Source organism: Sporosarcina oncorhynchi, from assembly GCF_033304615.1.
GTDB lineage: Bacteria > Bacillota > Bacilli > Bacillales_A > Planococcaceae > Sporosarcina > Sporosarcina oncorhynchi.
In genome coordinates this window covers 436,136-456,917 of sequence record NZ_CP129118.1, presented here as the reverse complement: position 1 = coordinate 456,917, position 20,782 = coordinate 436,136, and the positions used below count along the sequence as shown (strand labels likewise).

The following is a 20,782-nucleotide window of genomic DNA, read 5'->3' as shown; positions in this document are numbered from 1 at the left end:
GCATTCGTGTTCCGATGCTTCTCCTTTTTTCTCAGTTGTTGCATGTTCAATATGATTCCCTATGCAAGCGCCTTACGCTTTTCCAGAGCTACCGAATTCGCGCATTTTACCGCTGACTGTCTTTTTAATAGCGTCGCGCATTGGCGTTAAATATTTACGTGGATCATAGACGTCTTGATCGGCGTTCAATGTTTCGCGTACAGCCTTCGTTCCTTCTATTTGGTTTTCTGTATTGACGTTGATTTTTGCAGTTCCAAGGGAGATGGAACGTTGGATATCTTTCGTCGGGATTCCTGTTCCGCCGTGAAGAACGAGTGGGAGATCCGATTGGCTCGAGATTTCTTCCATTTCCTTGAACCCTAAGTTCGGTTCGCCTTTGTAAGGTCCGTGTACGGATCCTAGCGCAGGTGCCAGGCAATCGATGCCTGTATTGTCTACAAGTTGTTTGCATTCTGCCGGGTCTGCATAGATGACACCGTCTGCGATGACGTCGTCTTCCTGTCCACCGACAACACCAAGTTCAGCTTCAACTGAAACGTCTCTTGCATGTGCATAGTCGACAACTTTTTTCGTAATTTCGATATTCTCTTCAAGTGGTTTTGAAGATGCGTCGATCATGACGGATGTGAAACCAGCGTCGATCGCTTCTTTACATTTTTCAAAGCTTGAACCGTGATCCAAGTGGATGGCTACAGGGACTGTGATTTTATAATCATGCATAAGTCCTTTCACCATATGTACGACCGTCGTGAATCCGCCCATATAACGTGCTGCACCTTCAGAAACTCCAAGAATAACCGGAGATTTCTCTTCTTCAGCCGCTTGTAAAATGGCTTGTGTGTATTCAAGGTTGTTCAAGTTGAACTGACCGATTGCGTAGCCTTCTTTCTTGCCTTTAATCATCATTTCTTTCATCGACACTAATGCCATGTAAAATCCTCCTCTAAAATTGTTGGGATGAATTTTTGAATCATTACGTTATATACCACTTTTATCATAACAAAAACAGACAGTATTTACTACTGTCTGAGCTGTTTGAACGGCTCGTCCAATTCTAGTTGTTTTAATGCTTGTTGCGGTTGACGATTTCAACAACCGCATCTCGCACTTCATAAATATTAAAAGGTTTTGTAAAGTATCTCTCGGCGCCATGTTGGAAGGCTTCTTCTGTCAGTTCGATTTCCCCATACGCAGTCATCATGATTACAGGTACATCCGCTGATTGCTTTTTTATGCGTTTTAGTACCTCGACGCCAGAGAGTCCTGGCATCCTCATGTCGAGCAGGATGCAGTCCGGTATTTTCTCTGATACGAATTGAAGCGCTTCCATTCCATTCGCCGCCAATGTTGTTTCAAATCCTTCTTTTGAAAATACTTCGTTAAGCAATAGACGTATCCCGGCTTGATCGTCTACAATCAGCAAAGTTTTCACTACGTCGGTACACCTCTCTCTTTAAATATATATGTTTAGTATATATTAGACAGGTATATCGAAATACCCTCCTTTTCCCAACAGTTATTGTAAGATTATTTCAGTAGCATGTCGGGCTTTGAGATGAAAATCGGCTTTATCCAAGTGAATAGACTGCCGAAGATGGGGAATTTGGCTTTATACGCAGGAATAAATATAATGGGAGACGAGGTGGTTTTGATATGAAAATGTTAACGACTCAAATGGGCGGACTTTTGCAGCGTGCCGGTTCGAATAATGAAGATGCCATAGAAGAGACTGCGCGACTGCTAGCCCAGGCGACAATTGGTGAAGGACGCGTCATTTTTGCAGGATTCGGCGAAATGGATGCTGTGACAGTGAATGCTTTAGCGGCAGTGGAACCTTTTAAAGGTGCATTGCGGTATGAAGAAGGAATGACTATCCATTCCGCAGACCGCGTCTGGCTGTTTGCACGATCGGCGACAGATGAGAAGGCACTCGCATTAGCCAATGCCCTTGCTGAACAGTTCATCCCGTTCGCTGTGATGGCCGGTGAAAAGGCGGAAGTGGAAGATAATGCGCTGGCAGACCTTGCGTATACATATATGGCGACAGGCGTCGTGAAAGGGATTTTGCCGGATGAGACAGGCGGACGCATTGTTCAGCCGCATGTGTTCGTCGCGCTGTTTTTGTATGAAGCTGTGAAGATGGCTTATGACGAGATGGTATTTGGCGAGGATTGAAGCGAGCGGTTGGTATGTGGAGTTCTAGGATGGATTATGGACTTTTGCAGACGTCTTTGGAGTTCTAGGATGGATTATGAACTTTTGCAGACGTCTTTGGAGTTTTAGGACGGATTTTGGACTTTTGCACGATGTTATAGTGTGTCATTTAGTAGTAAAAAACGGCAGCGACCATCTTGAAGGATGGGCGCTGCCGTTTTATTATGCTTGTTGGTTGTCGAGTGCCGCGCGGATGAATTCGCGGATCAACGGTTGCGGACGTGTTGGACGTGATGCGAATTCCGGATGGAACTGCGTGCCCATGAAGAAGGGATGATCTTTTAATTCGATAATTTCAACGAGATGGCCGTCTGGGCTTTCTCCTGAAACGATCATGCCTGCTTCTTCGAACTGTTCGCGGTAAATATTGTTGAATTCAAAACGGTGGCGGTGACGCTCGTAAACCAATTCGTCGTTGTACGCTAGCTGCGCTTTCGTTCCTTCGACTAATTTACATGGATGTGCGCCAAGACGCATGTCCCCACTCGCCTGATCGATATCTGTATTGGCATCATAGTCGTGATTGTTTTCGATAATTTGGTTGGTCGTTTCACTATCGAATTCAGCAGAATGTGCGTCTTTTAAACCGATGACATCACGCGCGAATTCAACTGCAGCAAGCTGCATGCCAAGGCCAATTCCGAAGAAAGGTACATTATGCGTACGTGCGTAGCGAACCGCTTCGATTTTCCCATCGATACCGCGGTCACCAAATCCACCCGGTACGAATATGCCGTCAGCCTCTTTCAGAATGTCATCTGCATTTTCAGCAGTTACTTCTTCCGAATTAATCCACGCAAATTCGATGTCTGTATCGAACTCATATCCTGCATGACGGAACGCTTCGACTGCGGAAATGTATGCATCTTGAAGCTCCACGTATTTACCGACGAGTGCAATCTTCACTTTTCGTGACAAGTGGCTCACACGGTTCACAAGTTCATGGATTTCAGTCAAGTCCGGCTCTTGCGTTTCCAGACCGAGGAAATCGACGACAATTTTGTCCATGTTTTGTGCGTGAAGAAGGATTGGCACTTCATACAGTGTTTCTACGTCAAGCGCTTCGATGACTTCTTCTGATTTAATGTTACAGAATAGCGCAATCTTATCTTTCATTTCTTGAGGAACCGGATATTCACTTCGGACGACAATCATGTTTGGCTGAATGCCAAGTCCGCGCAATTCTTTTACACTATGCTGTGTCGGTTTTGTCTTCATTTCACCGGCAGCATGAAGGTAAGGGATTAGTGTGTTGTGGATGTACATGACATCATTTTTACCGAGATCCGTCTTCAATTGGCGAATCGCTTCAAGATATGGAAGCGATTCGATGTCACCGACACTTCCGCCAATTTCAGTGATGACGACGTCTGCATTCGTTTCCTGGCCCGCGCGCTTAATCAGGCTTTTGATTTCATTCGTAATATGCGGGATAACTTGGACGGTTGCGCCTTTGTATTCACCGCGGCGTTCTTTTTTCAATACGGAGGAGTAGACTTTCCCCATTGTAACGTTTGAATATCTGTTGCATTTGATGTCGATGAAACGTTCGTAGTGGCCAATATCGAGATCGGTTTCAGCACCATCTTCTGTGACGAACACTTCGCCATGCTGATAAGGACTCATCATTCTAGGGTCGATATTGATGTATGGATCGAATTTTTGGTTTGTCACCTGGAGACCTCTGCTCTTTAAAAGTCTGCCAAGAGATGCGGCATTGATGCCTTTTCCAAGTGATGAAACGACTCCGCCGGTTACGAAGATATATTTTGTCATGTATAGTTCCTCCTTTTTAATGGGGGTCAGTTATGTGAATGAAATAAAAAAAAGCGCTCCACTGTAGTCGATCTACAAAGGAGCGCGTATACACGGATTCATGTGTCCTTATTCAAGGAGCCCAAATAGAAGCTTAAATCCTTAGCCGCCCGATGTCAAGAGAAAAGTGCCTATTACGTCATGACGGAATAGCATTCCATTTTTCGGGAATTTCGTGGGAAGTCTCAAAAAAGCACGTTGAAAACCCGGCCGATTCTTTCGAAATCAAAGCTCGTCTTCGTCTTCGTCGTCCTCATCTTCATCATCATCCACGTCAAGTTCTTCATCAGGGATAATTTCAAGCTCATCGTCGTCTTCAACTAGATCTACGTCAATTTCCACGACTTCTTCCTCATCTTCATCTTCGTCTTCGTCATCTTCTTCGTCGATGTCGTCAATGTCGTCGAATCCTTCGTCGAATAGCTCGTCCTCTTCAGCGTCGTCGTCATCGTCCTCATCTTCATCGTCATCATACGCTTTTTTCTTCTTTTTCTTCTTGCGTACTTTTACGACAGGAGCTGTTTCTTCTTCAATCTGATCGACAGGATACCATTCGCGCAATCCCCAACGGTTGTCATTGATCGCAAGGAAGCGGCCGTCAATATTCATATCTGTGTAAAACTGTGGCAATCTGTCTTTCACTTGTTTTTCGGACAAACCTGTCAATTCACGAATTTCGTCCATTAATTCTTTAAGCGTCAATGGTTCACGTCTGTCTGTCAATATAGCATAAGCAATATCAATCCAAGATTCTTCAAGAAGTTCTTCTTTACTCAATTCTTTCAAGTTCATCTAACGCACGTCCTTTCTCTGAACAAAAGCATACTAATCATTATATACAATGAAGTGCCCTTTATGCTACCCTCATTTACTCTGCTTGAACCGTTGAAATTCTTTTATGCTGAGATATCCAAGATATATGGCCGCAAGTGAAAAAGGAATCGCGCCAAAACCTTGATCATATAGGAAATAGACGAGGAAGAGAATGATTCCGATAATCAAAACATGCTGATACAGTTTCATCCCCACACCTCTCTCCTACTATTCTATCCATTATACGTGTGAACATTGTGTAAAATCCACTTGCAAACCATTTTTACGAAATGAATTTTTATAATTACCAAGTTAGGCTATAAAACTAGGAAAAGAACGCTCCCGGCCGAGAGCGTTCTGATTTAACGTTACATATTTCTTCGGTATTGGCCACCGACTTCGTACAAAGCATTCGTAATCTGTCCGAGACTGGCCACTTTGACCGTTTCCATCAATTCCTCGAAAATGTTGCCGCCTGATACCGCAACTTGTTGGAGCTTTCGTAAAGCATCTGCTGAAGCGTCGTCATGTTTAGACTGGAAAGCACGCAAGTTCGTGATTTGCGTTTCCTTCTCTTCTTTCGTCGCACGGGCGATTTCCATATTATCGATGTCTTCTTCAGAAGGCGGATTCGGGTTCAAATACGTATTGACGCCAATGATTGGCAATTCGCCCGAGTGCTTCTTCATTTCGTAGTGCATCGATTCTTCTTGGATCTTACCTCGCTGATACTGCGTTTCCATAGAACCAAGTACGCCGCCGCGATCGTTCAGTTTATCGAATTCTTGTAACACGGATTCTTCAACGAGGTCCGTCAGTTCTTCGATAATGAATGATCCTTGAATTGGATTTTCATTTTTAGACAGGCCGTGTTCCTTCGTGATAATCATTTGGATCGCCATTGCCCGGCGCACGGATTCTTCTGTCGGTGTCGTAATCGCTTCGTCGTATGCGTTTGTATGGAGCGAGTTACAGTTATCTTGCAAAGCCATAAGTGCCTGCAGTGTCGTACGGATATCATTGAAATCGATTTCCTGTGCGTGCAAACTGCGCCCGGATGTTTGGACATGGTACTTCAACTTTTGGCTGCGTTCGTTGGCGCCGTATTTCTCGCGCATTGCAACTGCCCAAATTCTTCTTGCTACACGCCCGATGACCGTGTATTCCGGGTCGAGTCCATTGGAGAAGAAGAAAGACAAGTTCGGCGCAAAATCATCGATGTTCATGCCGCGGCTCAAGTAGTACTCTACATACGTGAAGCCGTTCGACAATGTGAACGCAAGCTGGGAAATCGGATTGGCTCCTGCTTCCGCGATATGGTAGCCCGAAATGGAAACCGAGTAATAATTACGGACTTTCTTGTCAATGAAATACTGTTGGATATCGCCCATCATACGAAGTGCGAACTCTGTCGAGAAGATGCATGTATTCTGCCCTTGGTCTTCTTTTAGAATATCCGCCTGGACCGTACCGCGTACGACTTGAATCGTCATATCGCGCACTTCCGTGAACTCTTCGACAGTCAGTACACGTCCAAGTTCTTCTTCTTTGATTTTCACTTGCTGATCGACAGCCGTATTCATGAACATTGCCAAGATAATCGGCGCTGGTCCGTTGATTGTCATCGATACAGAAGTGGAAGGTGCACATAAATCAAAGCCATCGTACAGCTTTTTCATATCTTCAAGCGTACAGATGCTAACACCTGATTCGCCGACTTTCCCGTATATATCCGGACGTTCGTCAGGATCTTCCCCGTATAATGTCACGGAGTCGAAAGCTGTCGATAACCGCTTCGCATCGTCGTCTTTTGACAAGTAGTGGAAGCGTCGGTTCGTTCGTTCCGGTGTCCCTTCCCCTGCGAATTGACGTTTCGGATCTTCGCCGACACGCTTGAACGGGAATACCCCCGCCGTGTAAGGGAATGAACCCGGTACGTTCTCTTTATAAACCCAACGAAGAATTTCCCCGTAGTCTTTGAATTTTGGCAAGGAGACTCTCGGAATCTTCAATCCTGATAGACTTGTCGTCGTCAAAATTGTACGAAGTTCCTTATCACGTACTTTCGTAACAAACTCGTCGCCGGAATATGATTCTTGCAATGCCTTCCAGTTATTGAGAATTCGTTTTGATTCGGCAGACAGTTCTTCACGGACACCTTCCGCCAACGACTCAAGAGATGCGACGAGTGCATTGTCCAGATTTTTCTCCTGGACCGCTTCGATTGCCCCTTCCAGTTGGAATAAACGGCGAGCTAAATCAACTTGTTGTCCGGACTTTTTATGGTACTCACGAATTGTCGACGCGATTTCGCGCAAGTAATGCGTACGGTCATTCGGGATGATGACGTTCTGCTTTTGTGTTTTGATGAAGTCTTCGTAAGATGTTTCCCAATCGAGACCACATTTTTCATTTAACTTCGAAACGAGTGCCGCAAACAGGGAGTTCGTGCCTTTGTCGTTGAATTGGCTGGCGATTGTGCCGTACACAGGCATCGTGTCCAATTCTTTATCGAATAAAAGATGGCTGCGCTGATACTGTTTCTGCACTTGATTGCGTGCGTCTTCAGACCCTTTGCGCTCGAATTTATTAATAACAATTAGATCTGCGAAGTCGATCATATCGATTTTCTCAAGTTGCGTCGGCGCACCGAATTCACTCGTCATGACATACATGGACACATCGGACACTTCCGTAATTTGAGCATCCCCTTGCCCAATACCGCTTGTTTCAACGATTATCAAGTCAAAGCCCGCTGTTTTCACGACATCTAAGACGTCTTTAATCGCACCGGATAATTCAGAACGAGAACCACGTGTTGCCAAACTGCGCATATAGACGCGTTTGTTGAAGATGGCGTTCATGCGAATTCGGTCACCGAGAAGCGCCCCGCCAGTTTTCTGTTTGGTCGGGTCGATTGATAGGATTGCGACCTTTTTGTCGGGAAGTTCACGCAGGAATCTGCGAATGAGTTCATCCGTGAGCGAGCTCTTCCCTGCTCCACCCGTTCCTGTAATACCAAGAACTGGTGTCTGTTTTGACATTGATTTCACCTGTTCCATGAACGCGTTCGCTTCAGGATTGTCTTTGTTATACATTTCTTCCGCGTATGTGACTAAGTTGGCAAGCACTTCGGGACGATCCGTGCTGACATGCTGAAGATTTTCAAGTTCATCCTCTTTTTCAGTGAGGAAGTCACATTCTTCGACCATCCGGTTAATCATGCCTTGAAGACCCATTTTGCGTCCGTCTTCTGGTGAGAAAATCCACGCAATGCCATAATCATGCAGTTCCTTAATTTCTTTCGGCAAAATGACGCCGCCACCACCGCCGTAGATGCGAATTTGTGGCGCACCTCTTTCCTGGAGAAGATCATGCATATATTTAAAGTATTCAACGTGGCCACCTTGGTAGGAAGAAATCGCAATTCCCTGTACATCTTCCTGAATCGCCGCATTGACGACTTCTTCGACGGAACGGTTATGTCCTAAGTGAATGACTTCTGCACCTGTCGACTGCAAAATACGGCGCATAATATTAATGGATGCGTCATGGCCGTCGAAAAGACTCGAAGCCGTTACAAAACGAACGTGATTTTTTGGTTTGTATATGTCTACTGTTTCCATTTACCACACACCCCTTCTACGATTGCACGCTGGAAGGCAGCACGACACTGCACTTTATCCAACGTATAGAACTCGTTCTTAAGAACTTTTTACTAGCCCATTTAATAACTGGTCGGTTTGAAGACGGATGAAATCGTCGATTGTATACGAGCTACGAATCGCCCATCTGCGGAACGCCCACATTTGGCCTTGGACGACGAGATGATGGGCGGCCATATCGACCGCCTCTTCCGTAATGCGGAGCTCCCCAGCATCGACACATTTTCGGATTAGATTTTTAAACAGCGCTACCATTTCCATCTCTTTGTTTGTGACATATTGAAGCGCATCTTTCGGCAACGACTTCGACTCCTGGTACATGACGACGAATTCGTCCGACATATCATCGATGAGATGAAAATACGTGCTGATTGCCTGGCGTAACCCTTCGACTGTCCCTTCCTGATCGAGCGATGTAGACAGGCGATTCTGTACTTCATTGTAGATACTGTCGCAGACGAGATAGAGGACATCCTCTTTCGTCCGGATGTATTCATACAGCGTGCCGATGCTGAATCCCGCCGCTTTGGCGATTTCGCGTGTCGTCGCACGGTGGAATCCCTTTTCTTTGAACAGTTTGACGGCGCCTTCAATAATTTGGTCTCGTCGCTTTTCGATCAGACTTTCATCTTTGACTGAAGATTTCACTTCGTGTTTGAGTTGCATCGTGCAGTGCACCCCCGATTATTTTGTCAGCATGCGGGAGATGACGAGCCGCTGAATTTCCTGTGTACCTTCGTAAATTTGCGTAATCTTTGCATCACGCATAAAGCGCTCGACAGGGTAATCTTTCGTATAGCCGTATCCGCCATATACTTGGACCGCTTCCGTTGTCACTTTCATCGCCGTATCTCCTGCCATCAGTTTGGCCATGGCGGACGCTTTTCCATACGGTAAGTTGTTCGATTCAAGCCAAGCAGCCTGGTACGTCAATAGACGTGATGCTTCTGTAGCTGTTGCCATATCCGCGAGTTTAAAGCCAACGCCTTGGTTCGCAGCGATTGGTTTACCGAACTGAACACGTTCTTTTGCGTAATCGACGGAAGCGTCAAGTGCGCCTTGTGCAATACCGACTGCTTGTGCAGCGATGCCGTTACGGCCACCGTCAAGTGTTTTCATCGCAATGATGAAGCCTTCTCCTTCTTCGCCGAGAAGGTTTTCTTTAGGAACACGGCAGTTGTCAAACATAATTTCCGTTGTTGGGGATGAACGAATCCCGAGTTTTTTCTCTTTTTTACCGACGGAGAAACCAGGGTAATCTGCTTCAACGATAAACGCGCTCGTCCCTTTATGTTTTGACTCTGGATCAGTAACTGCAAAAACGATATAAATATCAGCGATTCCACCGTTTGTAATGAAGATTTTAGAACCGTTCAGTACATAGTCGTCTCCATCTAGTTTCGCTGTTGTGCGCATGCCACCCGCGTCAGAACCTGAACCTGGCTCCGTTAGACCATATGCACCGATTTTCGTTCCTTCTGCCATCGGACGAAGGTATTTTTGCTTCTGTTCTTCTGTACCGTATTTGAATACCGGCCATCCTGCGAGGGACGTATGTGCAGATAGCGTAACGCCTGTAGATGCACAAACGCGTGACAGTTCTTCAACTGCGATGACGTAAGCAAGATAGTCGCTGCCGATGCCGCCATATTCTTCAGGCCAAGGAATACCCGTTAGGCCAAGTTCAGCCATTTTCTTGAAGATGTCCATATCGAACCGCTCTTCTTCGTCCCGTTCTGCTGCTGTTGGTGCGACGTCCTTTTCTGCAAAGTCGCGTACCATTTTGCGAATCATTTCATGTTCTTCTGATAGTTTGAAATCCATTTTTGTTTCCTCCTTGGGTTTATGATTGAAATAAATAGGTATTTACGCACCATGCGAATACTAGGTGTGATCAATGTTAATGCAGTTTCGGCTCAATGTTGTGGGGTGTACCGCCTGTAAACGGGGGCTTGCGCCCGTAAATGACGATCATGCGCCCGTAAAAGCCGATTGTCCGCCCATAAACGGGAGACTCGCGCCCGTAAAAGCCGAGCGGCCGCCCATAAACAGGTGACTTGCGCCCGTAAAAGCCAAGCGGCCGCCCGTAAACGGTGGACTCGCGCTCGTAATAGCCGAGCGGACGCCCATAAACGGGGAACTCCCGCCCGTAAACGCGATTTCCGCTCAAGTTCCGAAATAACCGCTCAACCTGACGCGATTTCCGCTCAAGTTCTAGAATAACCGCTCAACATGGCGTGATTTCCGCTCAAGTTCTGGAATAACCGCTCAACATGACACAATTTCCGCTCAAGTTCTGGAATAACCGCTCAACATTGAGCCAAAACCGCTCAAGTTTCCAGATATCCGCTCAACCTCGTGCTAGTCGTGCCCAATTCAAAGAGCAAAACCGAGATTTATTTGTCAAAAGCATTCTGCGCGACGGATTAACGATAACGAAGGGAGCTTCCCGCGGAAAAAAAAGACCAATTAGCTTTTCGCCCTTTATTGTAACGGCGAGTAAAATATCCGCTCAACCTGACACGATTTCCGCTCAAGTTCCGGAATATCCGCTCAACCTGGCACGATTTACGCTCAAGTTTACCATATAACCGCTCAACACAATTCGTAAAATCATCCCTAACAACGTTATTTCGTCAGATGCTTACTAATTACGATGCGTTGGATTTCGCTCGTGCCCTCATAGATCTGAGTGACTTTGGCGTCGCGGAAATAGCGTTCGACTGGGTAGTCTTCAGTGTAGCCGTAGCCTCCGAATACTTGGACGGCTTCGATGGCATTGTCCATAGCGGCCTGGGATGCGAACAGTTTAGCCATGGACGCTTCTTTGCCGCATGATTTGTTTTCAGATCGGAGTTGCGCTGCACGGTAGACGAGTAGTCTAGCTGCTTCTGTAGCGGTTCCCATATCTGCAAGTTTGAAGCCAATTCCCTGGTTCACTGCGATTGGTTTGCCGAATTGGATCCGCTCTTTTGCGTATCCGATTGACGCTTCAAGTGCAGCTTCTGCGATACCGAGTGATTGGGCAGCGATGCCGATGCGACCGACGTCGAGGTTCGCCATCGCGATTTTAAAGCCTTCTCCTTCTTCACCAAGCAGATTGGCCGCGGGCACTTTCATATCTTCGAACGTCAATTGCACAGTTCGCGATCCGTGAAGACCCATCTTTTCTTCGTCTTTTCCGATAATAAGGCCCGGTGTGTTTTTATCGACGATGAAGGCAGAGATGCCGTATGTCCCTTTCGTGGAATCCGTTGATGCGAAGACGATATAGACATCCGCTTCTCCACCATTTGTGATGAAAACTTTGGAGCCATTGAGTACATAATGACCGTCTTTTTTGACGGCTTTCGTTTTCAATGATCCAGCGTCCGAACCGGAAGAGGGTTCAGTCAGGCAAAATGCGCCGATAAATTCACCTGATGCCATTTTCGGCAAGTAACGGTCTTTTTGCTCTTCATTGCCAAAATACATAATCGGATTTGTTCCGACAGATGTATGGACGGATAGGATAACACCGACAACCGCGCTCACTTTCGACAGTTCGTGAATGGCGATGATGTACGAAATGAAATCCATTTCGGAGCCGCCGTATTTTTTAGGGACAGTAATGCCCATAAGACCAAGTTCGCCCATTTTTTTCAGAATTTCGCGCGGGAATTCTCCAGCTTCCATCTGGGGAATGAACGGCTCGATTTCAGTCTTGGCAAAATCCCTCACCATCGTGCGCATCATCTGTTGTTCTTCGGTGAATTGTAAATCCATAATGACGACCCCTTTAATTAAAATACAAAGCTTATTTAACAAGTACACAGTTCCATTGATTGGATAAAAGATTATTTCAATCAATGACCCATGTATATCACGCAGCTACTAATTTATATCACTACTTTTTAACTATACTCATAGAAACCGCGGCCGGATTTTTTACCGAGCCAGCCTGCGTTGACATATTTCCTTAGCAACGGGCATGGGCGGTATTTGGAATCGCCGAATCCTTCGTGCAATGTCTCCATAATATAAAGGCAAGTGTCGAGGCCAATGAAATCTGCGAGTTGCAGCGGCCCCATCGGATGATTCATGCCGAGCTTCATGACGTCGTCAATCGCTTCTTTTGACGCGACACCTTCATACAATGTGTAAATCGCTTCATTGATCATCGGCATAAGTACGCGGTTCGCGACAAATCCTGGGTAGTCATTTACTTCAACAGGTGTTTTCGACAGTTTGCGCGTCATCTCTTCGACTGCCTCATACACTTCATCAGAAGTCGCAAGTCCTCGAATGATTTCAACGAGTTTCATGACAGGCACTGGGTTCATATAGTGCATACCGATAACATTTTCGGGACGCTTTGTCGCTGCAGCGATTTCTGTAATCGGCAACGATGAAGTGTTTGTCGCTAAAATCGCATGCTTCGGTGCAATTTCATCGAGCTGTGCGAAGATCGTTTTTTTAATAGCCATGTTTTCAACAGCGGCTTCAATGACAATATCAACGTCTGCTGCATCTTGCAGGTCTAGAGACATTGTAATGCGTCCTAGAACTGCATTCTTTTCATCTTCTGTCATTCTGCCTTTCTCGACATTGCGTGAAAGGTTCTTCGTAATAACACCGATGCCTTTTGTATAAGACGCTTCTTTAATATCATTCAGTTTCACGTCAAATCCGGCTTGTGCACAAACTTGTGCGATGCCTCCGCCCATTTGTCCCGCGCCGATGACTAATACTTTTTGGATCGTCATATGTTTTGCCTCCGTCTCTAGTAACTTATTTCACTTCAATCATAATTGCGTCGCCTTGCCCGCCTCCCGAACAGATGGATGCGATGCCGATGCCGCCACCTCGCCGTTTCAGTTCATACGCGAGTGTTAAAATAATGCGTGCACCGCTTGCGCCGATTGGGTGTCCGAGTGCAACTGCTCCACCGTTGACGTTCACTTTTTCAGGATCCAGTTCAGCGATTTGCGAGCTTGCGAGAGCAACGGCAGCAAACGCTTCGTTTATTTCAAACAGGTCGATTTCTTCCAATGTCTTACCCGTCTTTTTCAGTAATGCGTTGATGACTAGCCCTGGCGTTTGCGGGAAGTTTTCTGGTTCGATTGCTACTTCGGCGTGACCGAGAATTGTCGCAAGTACCGCTTTACCTTCATTTTCTGCACGCTCTTCATTCATGAGCACTAACGCACATGCTCCATCGTTGACACCGGGTGCGTTTCCGGCCGTGATCGTGCCGTCCTTTCCGAATGCAGGGCGCAATTTTGCAAGACCTTCAAGCGATGTATCGCGGCGAGGGGCTTCGTCCGTATCGACTTGGATAGCGTCGCCTTTACGTTGAGGAATTTCCACAGCGACAATCTCTTTTGCAAACTTTCCATCATCTATCGCTTTGAGCGCACGTTCGTGACTGCGCAATGACCATTCGTCCTGCTGCTCACGTGTCAATGCGAATTTTTCTGCTGTCTGATTGCCGTACGTTCCCATATGGACGCGGTCCGGTGAAAATGAACAAGACAGTCCATCATAGATCATGCCGTCTACTAGTTGCGCGTCGCCCATTTTCAGACCGAAGCGCCCTTTTGGCAAATAATATGGCGCGTTAGACATCGATTCCATGCCGCCTGCAACGATAACTTCTTCGTCACCAAGACGAATAAGCTGATCTGCGAGTGATACGGCGCGCATACCTGAAGCACATACTTTATTAATGGTTTCGGTTTTGACTGACCACGGTAATCCAGCTTTCGTTGCGGCTTGTCTTGAAGGGATTTGACCTTGGCCTGCTTGCAGCACGGTACCGACGATGACTTCATCCACCTCTTCTGCCTTCACACCGGAACGATTCAACGCTTCTTTAATCGCAATGGCTCCAAGATCACTTGCTGTTTTTGTGGATAAAGCGCCACCCATTTTGCCAAATGGTGTACGTGCTCCATCGATGATGACTGTTTTGTTCATAATTCGTCTCCTCCATTTCAACATGATAATGAGAACGTTTTCATTTCTAGTTATTACATTACGACTGAACGCTCGCTCGACTGCTTTTCAAAAGAAAAGGGAGTACGAGGACTCCCTTCATTTCCGGAAGCTTGAAGTCTATCAAGCCTCCCATTTAGTTGAGTATAACGCTGATGTTGAAATCTAGCAATAATGTTTATTGAAGAACTGGTTCTTCTTCCTCTTCCAAAACCGGTTGGAAGTCTTCACCGAAAATCGATCTTTCAAGAAGCTCTGCAATGTCGTAAGTTCCGACGGTCTCTTCTACTTCAATCGCTTTCGTTCCGTCAGACAACATCGTCAAGCAGTATGGACAGCCGGATGAAATAATCCCTGGGCTAACTTCCATCGCTTGTTCAGTTCGTGCAACGTTAACGCGGTGTCCTGTATCTTCTTCCATCCACATTAATCCGCCACCCGCTCCACAGCACATGCCGTCTTCGCGGTTACGTTTCATCTCGACAAGATTGACACCCGGAATCGCTCTCAGAATTTCACGCGGTGGATCATAAACATCGTTATATCTGCCGAGGTAACATGAATCATGGAATGTAATTGTTTCATTGATGGCATGTACCGGCTTCAATTTCCCTTGCTGGACAAGGTCATACAGCATTTCAGTGTGGTGGAGGACTTCCGCTTTGTAGCCGAAATCCGGATATTCGTTTTTGAAAATGTTGTATGCATGCGGGTCAATCGTAACGATCTTTGTAACACCCGCTTTTTCAAATTCCGCGATATTTGCTGTCGCAAGTTCTTGGAACAAGAATTCGTTCCCTAGACGACGCGGAGTATCACCGGAGTTCTTTTCTTTATTCCCAAGAATAGCGAATTTGACGCCCGCTTCGTTCAGTAGATGTGCGAATGAAAGAGCAATCTTCTGTGAACGGTTGTCAAATGAACCCATGGAACCAACCCATAATAGATAGTCGAATTCCTCGTCCGCCTTCTTCAATTCCTTCACTGTTGGAATGTGAAGATCCGGACGTGCATCACGCCAGTTTTCTTTCTCTTTACGGTTGATGCCCCAAGGATTCCCTTGACGCTCGATGTTTGTCATCGCGCGCTGTGCATCTGGATCCATTTTCCCTTCCGTCATGACAAGATAACGGCGAAGGTCAATGATTTTGTCGACGTGCTCGTTCATAACTGGACATTGATCCTCACAGTTACGGCAAGTTGTACAAGCCCAGATTTCCTCTTCAGTAATCACGTCACCGATTAGGGAAGGGTTGTAAATATCGTCCATTGTTGCACCTTCAAGACCTGCAGCAAGTGCGATTTGGTTTCCTTTTGAATTTTTGAACATTGGTGCCGGCACCCACGGATTTTTCTTTGTAACTAGTGCACCTGTATTCGTCAGGTTATCACGCAGTTTCGTAATTAGATCCATCGGTGACAGCATTTTGCCTGTCCCTGTAGCCGGACACATATTCGTACAGCGACCACATTCAACGCATGCGTAGAAGTCGATCATCTGTTTTTGAGTGAAATCGGTAATTTTACCTACCCCAAGTGCAGGCATTTCATCTTCGTCTTCCACTTCTTCAAGTGCTTCGAAGTCGATTGGCGCGAGTTTTCCGCGGCGGTCAAAACGCATCATATACGTATTGATCGGTCCAGCGATTAAGTGCGCGTGTTTGGATTGCGGCACGTAAACTAGGAATGTCAGCAACGTCAGCAAATGCACCCACCATGCGACAAAGAACACTGCAGCCGCAGCTGTTGGTGACATGAAGCTGAAAGCGGTTGCAATAGCGGATGCCATCGGTTCCGTCCACGTAGTTTCATGGCCTTGCCAAATCATGTTCGCTCCGTTTGCGATTAGGGTAGAAATCATGAGCAGTCCAATGAAAATAAGGACAAGACCCGATTTCCATCCGCGCTTGAGGCGGACAAGTTTTTCGACGTAGCGTCTATGGAATGCCCAAACGACTGCGACGAGGATTGTGAATACGACGATTTCCTGGAAGAATGTGAATCCTCCGTAGATTGGTCCAAACGGTAAATGTGAGCCCGGTTTCAGCCCTTTCCAAATGAGGTCAATTGCCCCTAATTGGACTAAGAGGAATCCGTAGAAGAACATGACGTGGATAATACCACTCTTCTTATCCTTCAATAGTTTCTTTTGTCCGAAAACGTTTACCCAAACTGCATGTAATCGGCGGGAAACGTTGCTGTCAAACTCTTCTTTACGGCCGAGTTTGACGAACTGGACGCGTGTGGTGATTAAATGTGTGAATAAAGCCAAGGCATATGCAACGACTGCCAGGAATAAAACCCAGTTTGCGATTAATAGTGCGTTCATTCGTATTCTCTCCTTCCTTTAACGAGCCAATTATGAATAGTGTAGTAGATTTTGTCGATTATGTCGATGTTCTATTGTCTAGTCTAAGATATGAATGAGCATTCAGTCAATGCCTATTTTGTATTTTGATATACTTTTTTGATGATTTTGTATGTGGTGAATAAAGTTATCTACTTCTAGCACGATGATTTGCGTTACGGGCCGACGCGTTCTTACCTCTGGTCAAGCATTTTTTATATGGATTGAAGCAACAGTAGTAATAAGTTAACAGGATACAGCTAGGATTTCCGCTTCAGACGGGCGCTTTCCGTGGGGCAGGAGGAAGCCTCTTCGGTCGCTTTGCGATCCTCCGGGGTCTTTCCTGGCACGCTTATCCCCAAGGAGTCGCGGCCCTGCACTTCAATCATCTAAAAACAACTTCTTAACAGGGGTGGAGAAGTAATGGTAAAACAATAAAAATTGCACAAAAACACAAAAGCGGTTTAACGCATAGTGTTACTGCGTTAAACCGCTTATTAACCAATACTAATTTCATAGAAAAAATCTCCGAAATGGTTTTGTGCTTCTTTTATTCTATCGATGCTTACACCAATGAGTACACTAGTTGCCGGGCCGGCGGATTTGTGGATAGCTACATCTGTTTGGATTTCACAATTCGCATTGCCGGTTAGGTTTCTGTATTCAGACTGAATGCCACCTGATCCTACTGGCCAAATCTGTTGGATTAAACCTTGATCTATAGCTTCCTTAATTAATTGCAAGGAAGCTAGTTGTTGGTTGTTTTCGAGTACTTCATTGCCGACTAATGGTTTGCCGTAGATGAACCAGTGCACGTCATTGGTAACCGGCACGTCCTTGCGTTTGCCGATGATGGTGACGGCGAGGGCAGATTGAAGTAGGGTCATGTTGGATTCCGTGCTTCCGGTGATTGGCGGCGGATCGCAGTCTGCTTCATGAAAAGCGTCGCGGACGCCTTGTTCGTAAGCTTGCCAGCTTTCCGGTCCACTGAAGTTGTGGATGAGGACGGAAATAGGTTCGGCTTGTGCCGCCCATTGCTCAAGGAGTGCGACACGTGTGGCGAAGTAGGCGGTTAGCTGATCAGGTGCTTCGACGAGATCAGCAGGTTTCATGCCGATGCCGCCGGAGTTGTCTGTAGTGATAACGAATCCGCCACCAATGTCCACTGCATTTCTCATTTCAGTAAACCCATTCTGTCATTTGTCACTTTAGCGAGTGCCGGCATGACGATGATTGCGACGGCCGCGTTTAGGACTGTCGCCAAGAAAATGGATGGCACTGCGGCAACGAGAAATGCGGGTGAGATGATGAAATAAAGTGGCAATGGTGCAACAAGACCGTTGGCAACGATGAAAAATACCCATTTCCAAATATGCCGTCCCGCTTTGTGCATACGGGTGAACACGTAGAGGATGATGAACATTTCAATCGCAATTAGTATATGAATCGGGCCTAATGGGAACCCGGCATAGAGACCCGAAGCGATATGTCCGGACATTGATGCGAACCCGACAAGCGCTGGCGGCAAAAAAGATGCCGCGAGCAGCGCAGGAACGGTGTCGAGCGCCAGTGAGCCGATGCCTGACGGGATTTTAATGAATCCGCCGACGACACAAAGTGCGGCGAACAGCGCCGTGAGCGTCATCGTTTTAAGTTTCATAGTTAGTCAGTCCTTTTTCTTTTTGTCTTCCGTTCTGAACACTTTCGCACTGCGAACGTACTCATTATCAGGCACACCAAGGCGTGCGTTGACAATACGTGCTGCGACAAAGAAGTAATCCGAAAGTCGGTTCAAGTACCGTTGAACCGTTCCAGGCACATCTTCTTCCGCTTTCATCAACGTAACCGTCAATCGTTCTGTGCGGCGCGTAATTGTGCGGGCGATATGCAAGGTCGCGGATGCCGGGGATCCTCCGGGAAGGATGAATTTCTCAAGCGGCGGTGCTTCTTCCATGAGCTCATCAATCCGTTTTTCAAGCACTTCAATCGGCTCATCGGATAATTTATAATGACGCTCTTTCATAACGTTCGCCAGATCTCCGCCCCCATCAAATAATTCGTTCTGAATCGCTTCCAAATCGACAAGTAAATCCGCAAACTTCGCCGGATCAAGTTCCGTCATCGCTTTGCCGACGAACGAATTCAATTCGTCCATTGTCCCATACGCTTCCACGCGAAGGCTATCTTTGTCGACACGTCCTCCAATAAGACTCGTTTGTCCTTTATCGCCAGTTTTCGTATAAATTTTCATATACTTTCTCCCCTTTTCTTCAAAGTTTGTGGTAAGCCATACCAAATCCTCGTCACTTCATCTGCTTGCGCCATTAATTGTTGATAAAGCCTGCCGCACGCATCGCGTAACGACCGCTGCGCTGCATCCATCGGGACAATTCCCCGCCCGATATCCGTAAGAATGAAGACAACTTCGCGGTTTTTGATTGTGTCCAATATAAAGCGGACCGCTTCCGTTTCTGACAAATCCGTCTCCTCTAGCCAACTGTCGATGTGTTCAATAACGATGAGTGTGTTATGCGGAATTTCCGCTATCGTACTGAACGACCTCTCGTCAGCCGAGCAATCCACCCAATGATGCGGCGAAGTTGACAACAACTTTTCTACATACGCTCGCTTCCCGTTATGGGCACCTCCGATAATGATCTGCACCGAATCCCCTCCTTCACTTCATCCTGATTCCGCCATTCGAATTTCCAAAGGGAACCATGCGGAACTTGCCAAGACCAAAACTCTTGCGGGCTAGGTGAAAACCGCGTCAGGGCAATGCGGATCGGACCGCCATGTGTCACGACGATCGCACCGTCAGGCAGTTCACCGAGTGCTTCAAGAAAACGCCGTTCGACGTCCAGTAAGCTCTCTCCGCCACGCGGTGCATTCTTCAATGGATCATCCAGCCAATTTCGGTAGTCCTTATCTTTTTCAAGGTCGGCATACGTTTTCCCTTCAAAATCCCCAAAATGACATTCACGGAATCGGGCATCCGGTTGAAACGAGGCATCCGGCAGAAACAAATTCGCGCTCTGTTTCGCCCGTAGCAAGTCACTGCCGTACACAATCCGCTGATGCAGTCTATCCAATTGAACCATTTCCTTATGTGAAGGAGATTCAATCGGTTCATCCGTCCAGCCGATATATTTCTTTTGACGATTGCCCGCTGTCGGCAAATGGCGGATTAAATACAAATGATGACGAGCAGCCAAACGATCGCCTCCATTCCTTCAATGAAAGCGCCGCATAAATCGCCGGTCACTCCCCCGAACTGACTTAACGACCACATTCGGAATAAAACAACGGCAAGCGCCAGACTGCCGACAAGTACTACAGGCATAATGACCGATTGCACTGCAAATCCGAATAAAATGAGTGCGACAATTCCTATGAAAAACGAACCGCCAATGAGTATCCCCATACCGATCTTCTCTTTGAAGAAATGGGCAATCCCTTTTTCCTTTGCGAGGCGCGTCGTTATAAAATACACATTCATGCCAACCCTCGCCAGTACAGGCGCGACAAGTAAAATTGGCAACAGATCCACTTCCCGCAGTAGCAACTCGTGTACCAATACGATTTTACCGATGATCACTAATATAATGGCCATTGTCCCGAACGCGCCGATTCGCGGGTCGTCCATAATGGCCAACCGCTTTTCCTTGTCGCGATACGAAAAATAACCATCCCCAACGTCCGCAAATCCGTCCATATGGAGGCCGCCCGTCAGCGCAATTCCGGTTAGCACAATCGCAAACGACGCAAGCAGAGGGCCGGTGCCGATTGCGTCCATAAACAGCAACGCAATTCCATACATGACGAGCCCAACTAGCGCGCCGACAACTGGCAATGCAAGATACATTGCGGTCACGTCTTTGCGTTCCATCGGCAACTCTTTTCGGACAGGAATGGCCGAGAAAAACTGGAATGCAAGCAACAGTCCCGTCAT

General features: G+C 46.6%; 20 protein-coding genes. 1 reads left to right on the top strand and 19 read right to left on the bottom strand.

Annotation, left to right across the window (positions count from 1 at the left end; all coding sequences use genetic code 11):
- Positions 1-72 precede the first annotated feature (72 nt).
- Together QWT69_RS02320 and QWT69_RS02315 are read right to left on the bottom strand one after the other, a co-directional pair.
- Complete coding sequence (locus QWT69_RS02320) at positions 73-930, bottom strand: class II fructose-bisphosphate aldolase (RefSeq protein WP_317968590.1); 858 nt, start codon at positions 928-930, stop codon at positions 73-75.
- 133 nt (positions 931-1,063) lie between these two features.
- A complete protein-coding gene (locus QWT69_RS02315) occupies positions 1,064-1,432 on the bottom strand; it encodes a response regulator (RefSeq protein ID WP_317968588.1) in 369 nt (122 codons plus the stop codon).
- A gap of 221 nt (positions 1,433-1,653) precedes the next feature.
- Between QWT69_RS02315 and QWT69_RS02310 the strand changes: the two genes are divergently transcribed.
- On the top strand, positions 1,654-2,175 hold the full coding sequence (locus tag QWT69_RS02310) for a DUF2529 family protein (protein ID WP_317968586.1): 522 nt from the start codon (positions 1,654-1,656) through the stop codon (positions 2,173-2,175).
- A gap of 201 nt (positions 2,176-2,376) precedes the next feature.
- Here the strand turns inward: QWT69_RS02310 and pyrG are convergent, their stop codons facing one another.
- From pyrG to cobS, 17 genes are all read right to left on the bottom strand, one after another.
- On the bottom strand, positions 2,377-3,990 hold the full coding sequence (gene pyrG / locus QWT69_RS02305; RefSeq protein WP_317968584.1) for a CTP synthase: 1,614 nt from the start codon (positions 3,988-3,990) through the stop codon (positions 2,377-2,379).
- 264 nt (positions 3,991-4,254) lie between these two features.
- Entirely contained in the window at positions 4,255-4,821 is a 567-nt protein-coding gene (rpoE, locus tag QWT69_RS02300; protein WP_317968582.1) for a DNA-directed RNA polymerase subunit delta, read from the bottom strand.
- Between the two features lie 72 nt (positions 4,822-4,893).
- Complete coding sequence (locus QWT69_RS02295; protein ID WP_317968580.1) at positions 4,894-5,052, bottom strand: hypothetical protein; 159 nt, start codon at positions 5,050-5,052, stop codon at positions 4,894-4,896.
- 158 nt (positions 5,053-5,210) lie between these two features.
- Positions 5,211-8,468, bottom strand: a complete 3,258-nt coding sequence (gene icmF / locus QWT69_RS02290; RefSeq protein ID WP_317968578.1) for a fused isobutyryl-CoA mutase/GTPase IcmF — start codon at positions 8,466-8,468, stop codon at positions 5,211-5,213.
- A 78-nt stretch (positions 8,469-8,546) separates the two neighbouring features.
- Positions 8,547-9,173, bottom strand: coding sequence for a TetR/AcrR family transcriptional regulator (locus QWT69_RS02285; RefSeq protein WP_317968576.1), 627 nt, complete (start codon positions 9,171-9,173; stop codon positions 8,547-8,549).
- Positions 9,174-9,191: 18 nt separating this feature from the next.
- Complete coding sequence (locus QWT69_RS02280) at positions 9,192-10,331, bottom strand: acyl-CoA dehydrogenase (protein ID WP_317968574.1); 1,140 nt, start codon at positions 10,329-10,331, stop codon at positions 9,192-9,194.
- 147 nt (positions 10,332-10,478) lie between these two features.
- Positions 10,479-10,637 carry a hypothetical protein gene (locus QWT69_RS02275; protein ID WP_317968572.1) on the bottom strand — a complete coding sequence of 53 codons (159 nt, stop codon included), beginning with the start codon at positions 10,635-10,637 and terminating at the stop codon, positions 10,479-10,481.
- 498 nt (positions 10,638-11,135) lie between these two features.
- Positions 11,136-12,272 carry an acyl-CoA dehydrogenase gene (locus QWT69_RS02270; protein WP_317968570.1) on the bottom strand — a complete coding sequence of 379 codons (1,137 nt, stop codon included), beginning with the start codon at positions 12,270-12,272 and terminating at the stop codon, positions 11,136-11,138.
- Between the two features lie 128 nt (positions 12,273-12,400).
- On the bottom strand, positions 12,401-13,252 hold the full coding sequence (locus tag QWT69_RS02265) for a 3-hydroxybutyryl-CoA dehydrogenase (RefSeq protein WP_317968568.1): 852 nt from the start codon (positions 13,250-13,252) through the stop codon (positions 12,401-12,403).
- 25 nt (positions 13,253-13,277) lie between these two features.
- Positions 13,278-14,465 (bottom strand): acetyl-CoA C-acetyltransferase, encoded by a 1,188-nt coding sequence (locus QWT69_RS02260; RefSeq protein WP_317968566.1) that lies wholly within the window; start codon positions 14,463-14,465, stop codon positions 13,278-13,280.
- Positions 14,466-14,661: 196 nt separating this feature from the next.
- On the bottom strand, positions 14,662-16,812 hold the full coding sequence (locus tag QWT69_RS02255) for a (Fe-S)-binding protein (protein ID WP_317968564.1): 2,151 nt from the start codon (positions 16,810-16,812) through the stop codon (positions 14,662-14,664).
- A gap of 515 nt (positions 16,813-17,327) precedes the next feature.
- Positions 17,328-18,008, bottom strand: a complete 681-nt coding sequence (locus QWT69_RS02250; protein ID WP_317968562.1) for a hypothetical protein — start codon at positions 18,006-18,008, stop codon at positions 17,328-17,330.
- Positions 18,005-18,490 carry an ECF transporter S component gene (locus QWT69_RS02245; RefSeq protein WP_317968560.1) on the bottom strand — a complete coding sequence of 162 codons (486 nt, stop codon included), beginning with the start codon at positions 18,488-18,490 and terminating at the stop codon, positions 18,005-18,007. Before QWT69_RS02245 ends, QWT69_RS02250 begins: the two co-directional genes overlap by 4 nt.
- A gap of 6 nt (positions 18,491-18,496) precedes the next feature.
- On the bottom strand, positions 18,497-19,081 hold the full coding sequence (locus tag QWT69_RS02240; protein ID WP_317968558.1) for a cob(I)yrinic acid a,c-diamide adenosyltransferase: 585 nt from the start codon (positions 19,079-19,081) through the stop codon (positions 18,497-18,499).
- Complete coding sequence (locus QWT69_RS02235) at positions 19,078-19,494, bottom strand: bifunctional adenosylcobinamide kinase/adenosylcobinamide-phosphate guanylyltransferase (protein ID WP_317968556.1); 417 nt, start codon at positions 19,492-19,494, stop codon at positions 19,078-19,080. Before QWT69_RS02235 ends, QWT69_RS02240 begins: the two co-directional genes overlap by 4 nt.
- A complete protein-coding gene (locus QWT69_RS02230; protein ID WP_317968554.1) occupies positions 19,446-20,045 on the bottom strand; it encodes a histidine phosphatase family protein in 600 nt (199 codons plus the stop codon). Before QWT69_RS02230 ends, QWT69_RS02235 begins: the two co-directional genes overlap by 49 nt.
- Positions 20,018-20,782, bottom strand: coding sequence for an adenosylcobinamide-GDP ribazoletransferase (gene cobS / locus QWT69_RS02225; RefSeq protein WP_317968552.1), 765 nt, complete (start codon positions 20,780-20,782; stop codon positions 20,018-20,020). The genes QWT69_RS02230 and cobS overlap by 28 nt, the downstream gene beginning before the upstream one ends.

Coding starts and splice junctions, on each gene's coding strand:
- QWT69_RS02265 (WP_317968568.1), bottom strand. CDS start 13,252: ATGACGATCCAAAAAGTATTAGTCATCGGCGCGGGACAAATGGGCGGA.
- QWT69_RS02310 (WP_317968586.1), top strand. CDS start 1,654: ATGAAAATGTTAACGACTCAAATGGGCGGACTTTTGCAGCGTGCCGGT.
- QWT69_RS02240 (WP_317968558.1), bottom strand. CDS start 19,081: ATGAAAATTTATACGAAAACTGGCGATAAAGGACAAACGAGTCTTATT.
- QWT69_RS02270 (WP_317968570.1), bottom strand. CDS start 12,272: ATGGATTTACAATTCACCGAAGAACAACAGATGATGCGCACGATGGTG.
- QWT69_RS02280 (WP_317968574.1), bottom strand. CDS start 10,331: ATGGATTTCAAACTATCAGAAGAACATGAAATGATTCGCAAAATGGTA.
- QWT69_RS02320 (WP_317968590.1), bottom strand. CDS start 930: ATGGCATTAGTGTCGATGAAAGAAATGATGATTAAAGGCAAGAAAGAA.
- QWT69_RS02260 (WP_317968566.1), bottom strand. CDS start 14,465: ATGAACAAAACAGTCATCATCGATGGAGCACGTACACCATTTGGCAAA.
- QWT69_RS02295 (WP_317968580.1), bottom strand. CDS start 5,052: ATGAAACTGTATCAGCATGTTTTGATTATCGGAATCATTCTCTTCCTC.
- icmF (WP_317968578.1), bottom strand. CDS start 8,468: ATGGAAACAGTAGACATATACAAACCAAAAAATCACGTTCGTTTTGTA.
- QWT69_RS02275 (WP_317968572.1), bottom strand. CDS start 10,637: ATGGGCGTCCGCTCGGCTATTACGAGCGCGAGTCCACCGTTTACGGGC.
- cobS (WP_317968552.1), bottom strand. CDS start 20,782: ATGACGGGACTGTTGCTTGCATTCCAGTTTTTCTCGGCCATTCCTGTC.
- QWT69_RS02245 (WP_317968560.1), bottom strand. CDS start 18,490: ATGAAACTTAAAACGATGACGCTCACGGCGCTGTTCGCCGCACTTTGT.
- rpoE (WP_317968582.1), bottom strand. CDS start 4,821: ATGAACTTGAAAGAATTGAGTAAAGAAGAACTTCTTGAAGAATCTTGG.
- QWT69_RS02250 (WP_317968562.1), bottom strand. CDS start 18,008: ATGAGAAATGCAGTGGACATTGGTGGCGGATTCGTTATCACTACAGAC.
- QWT69_RS02255 (WP_317968564.1), bottom strand. CDS start 16,812: ATGAACGCACTATTAATCGCAAACTGGGTTTTATTCCTGGCAGTCGTT.
- QWT69_RS02285 (WP_317968576.1), bottom strand. CDS start 9,173: ATGCAACTCAAACACGAAGTGAAATCTTCAGTCAAAGATGAAAGTCTG.
- pyrG (WP_317968584.1), bottom strand. CDS start 3,990: ATGACAAAATATATCTTCGTAACCGGCGGAGTCGTTTCATCACTTGGA.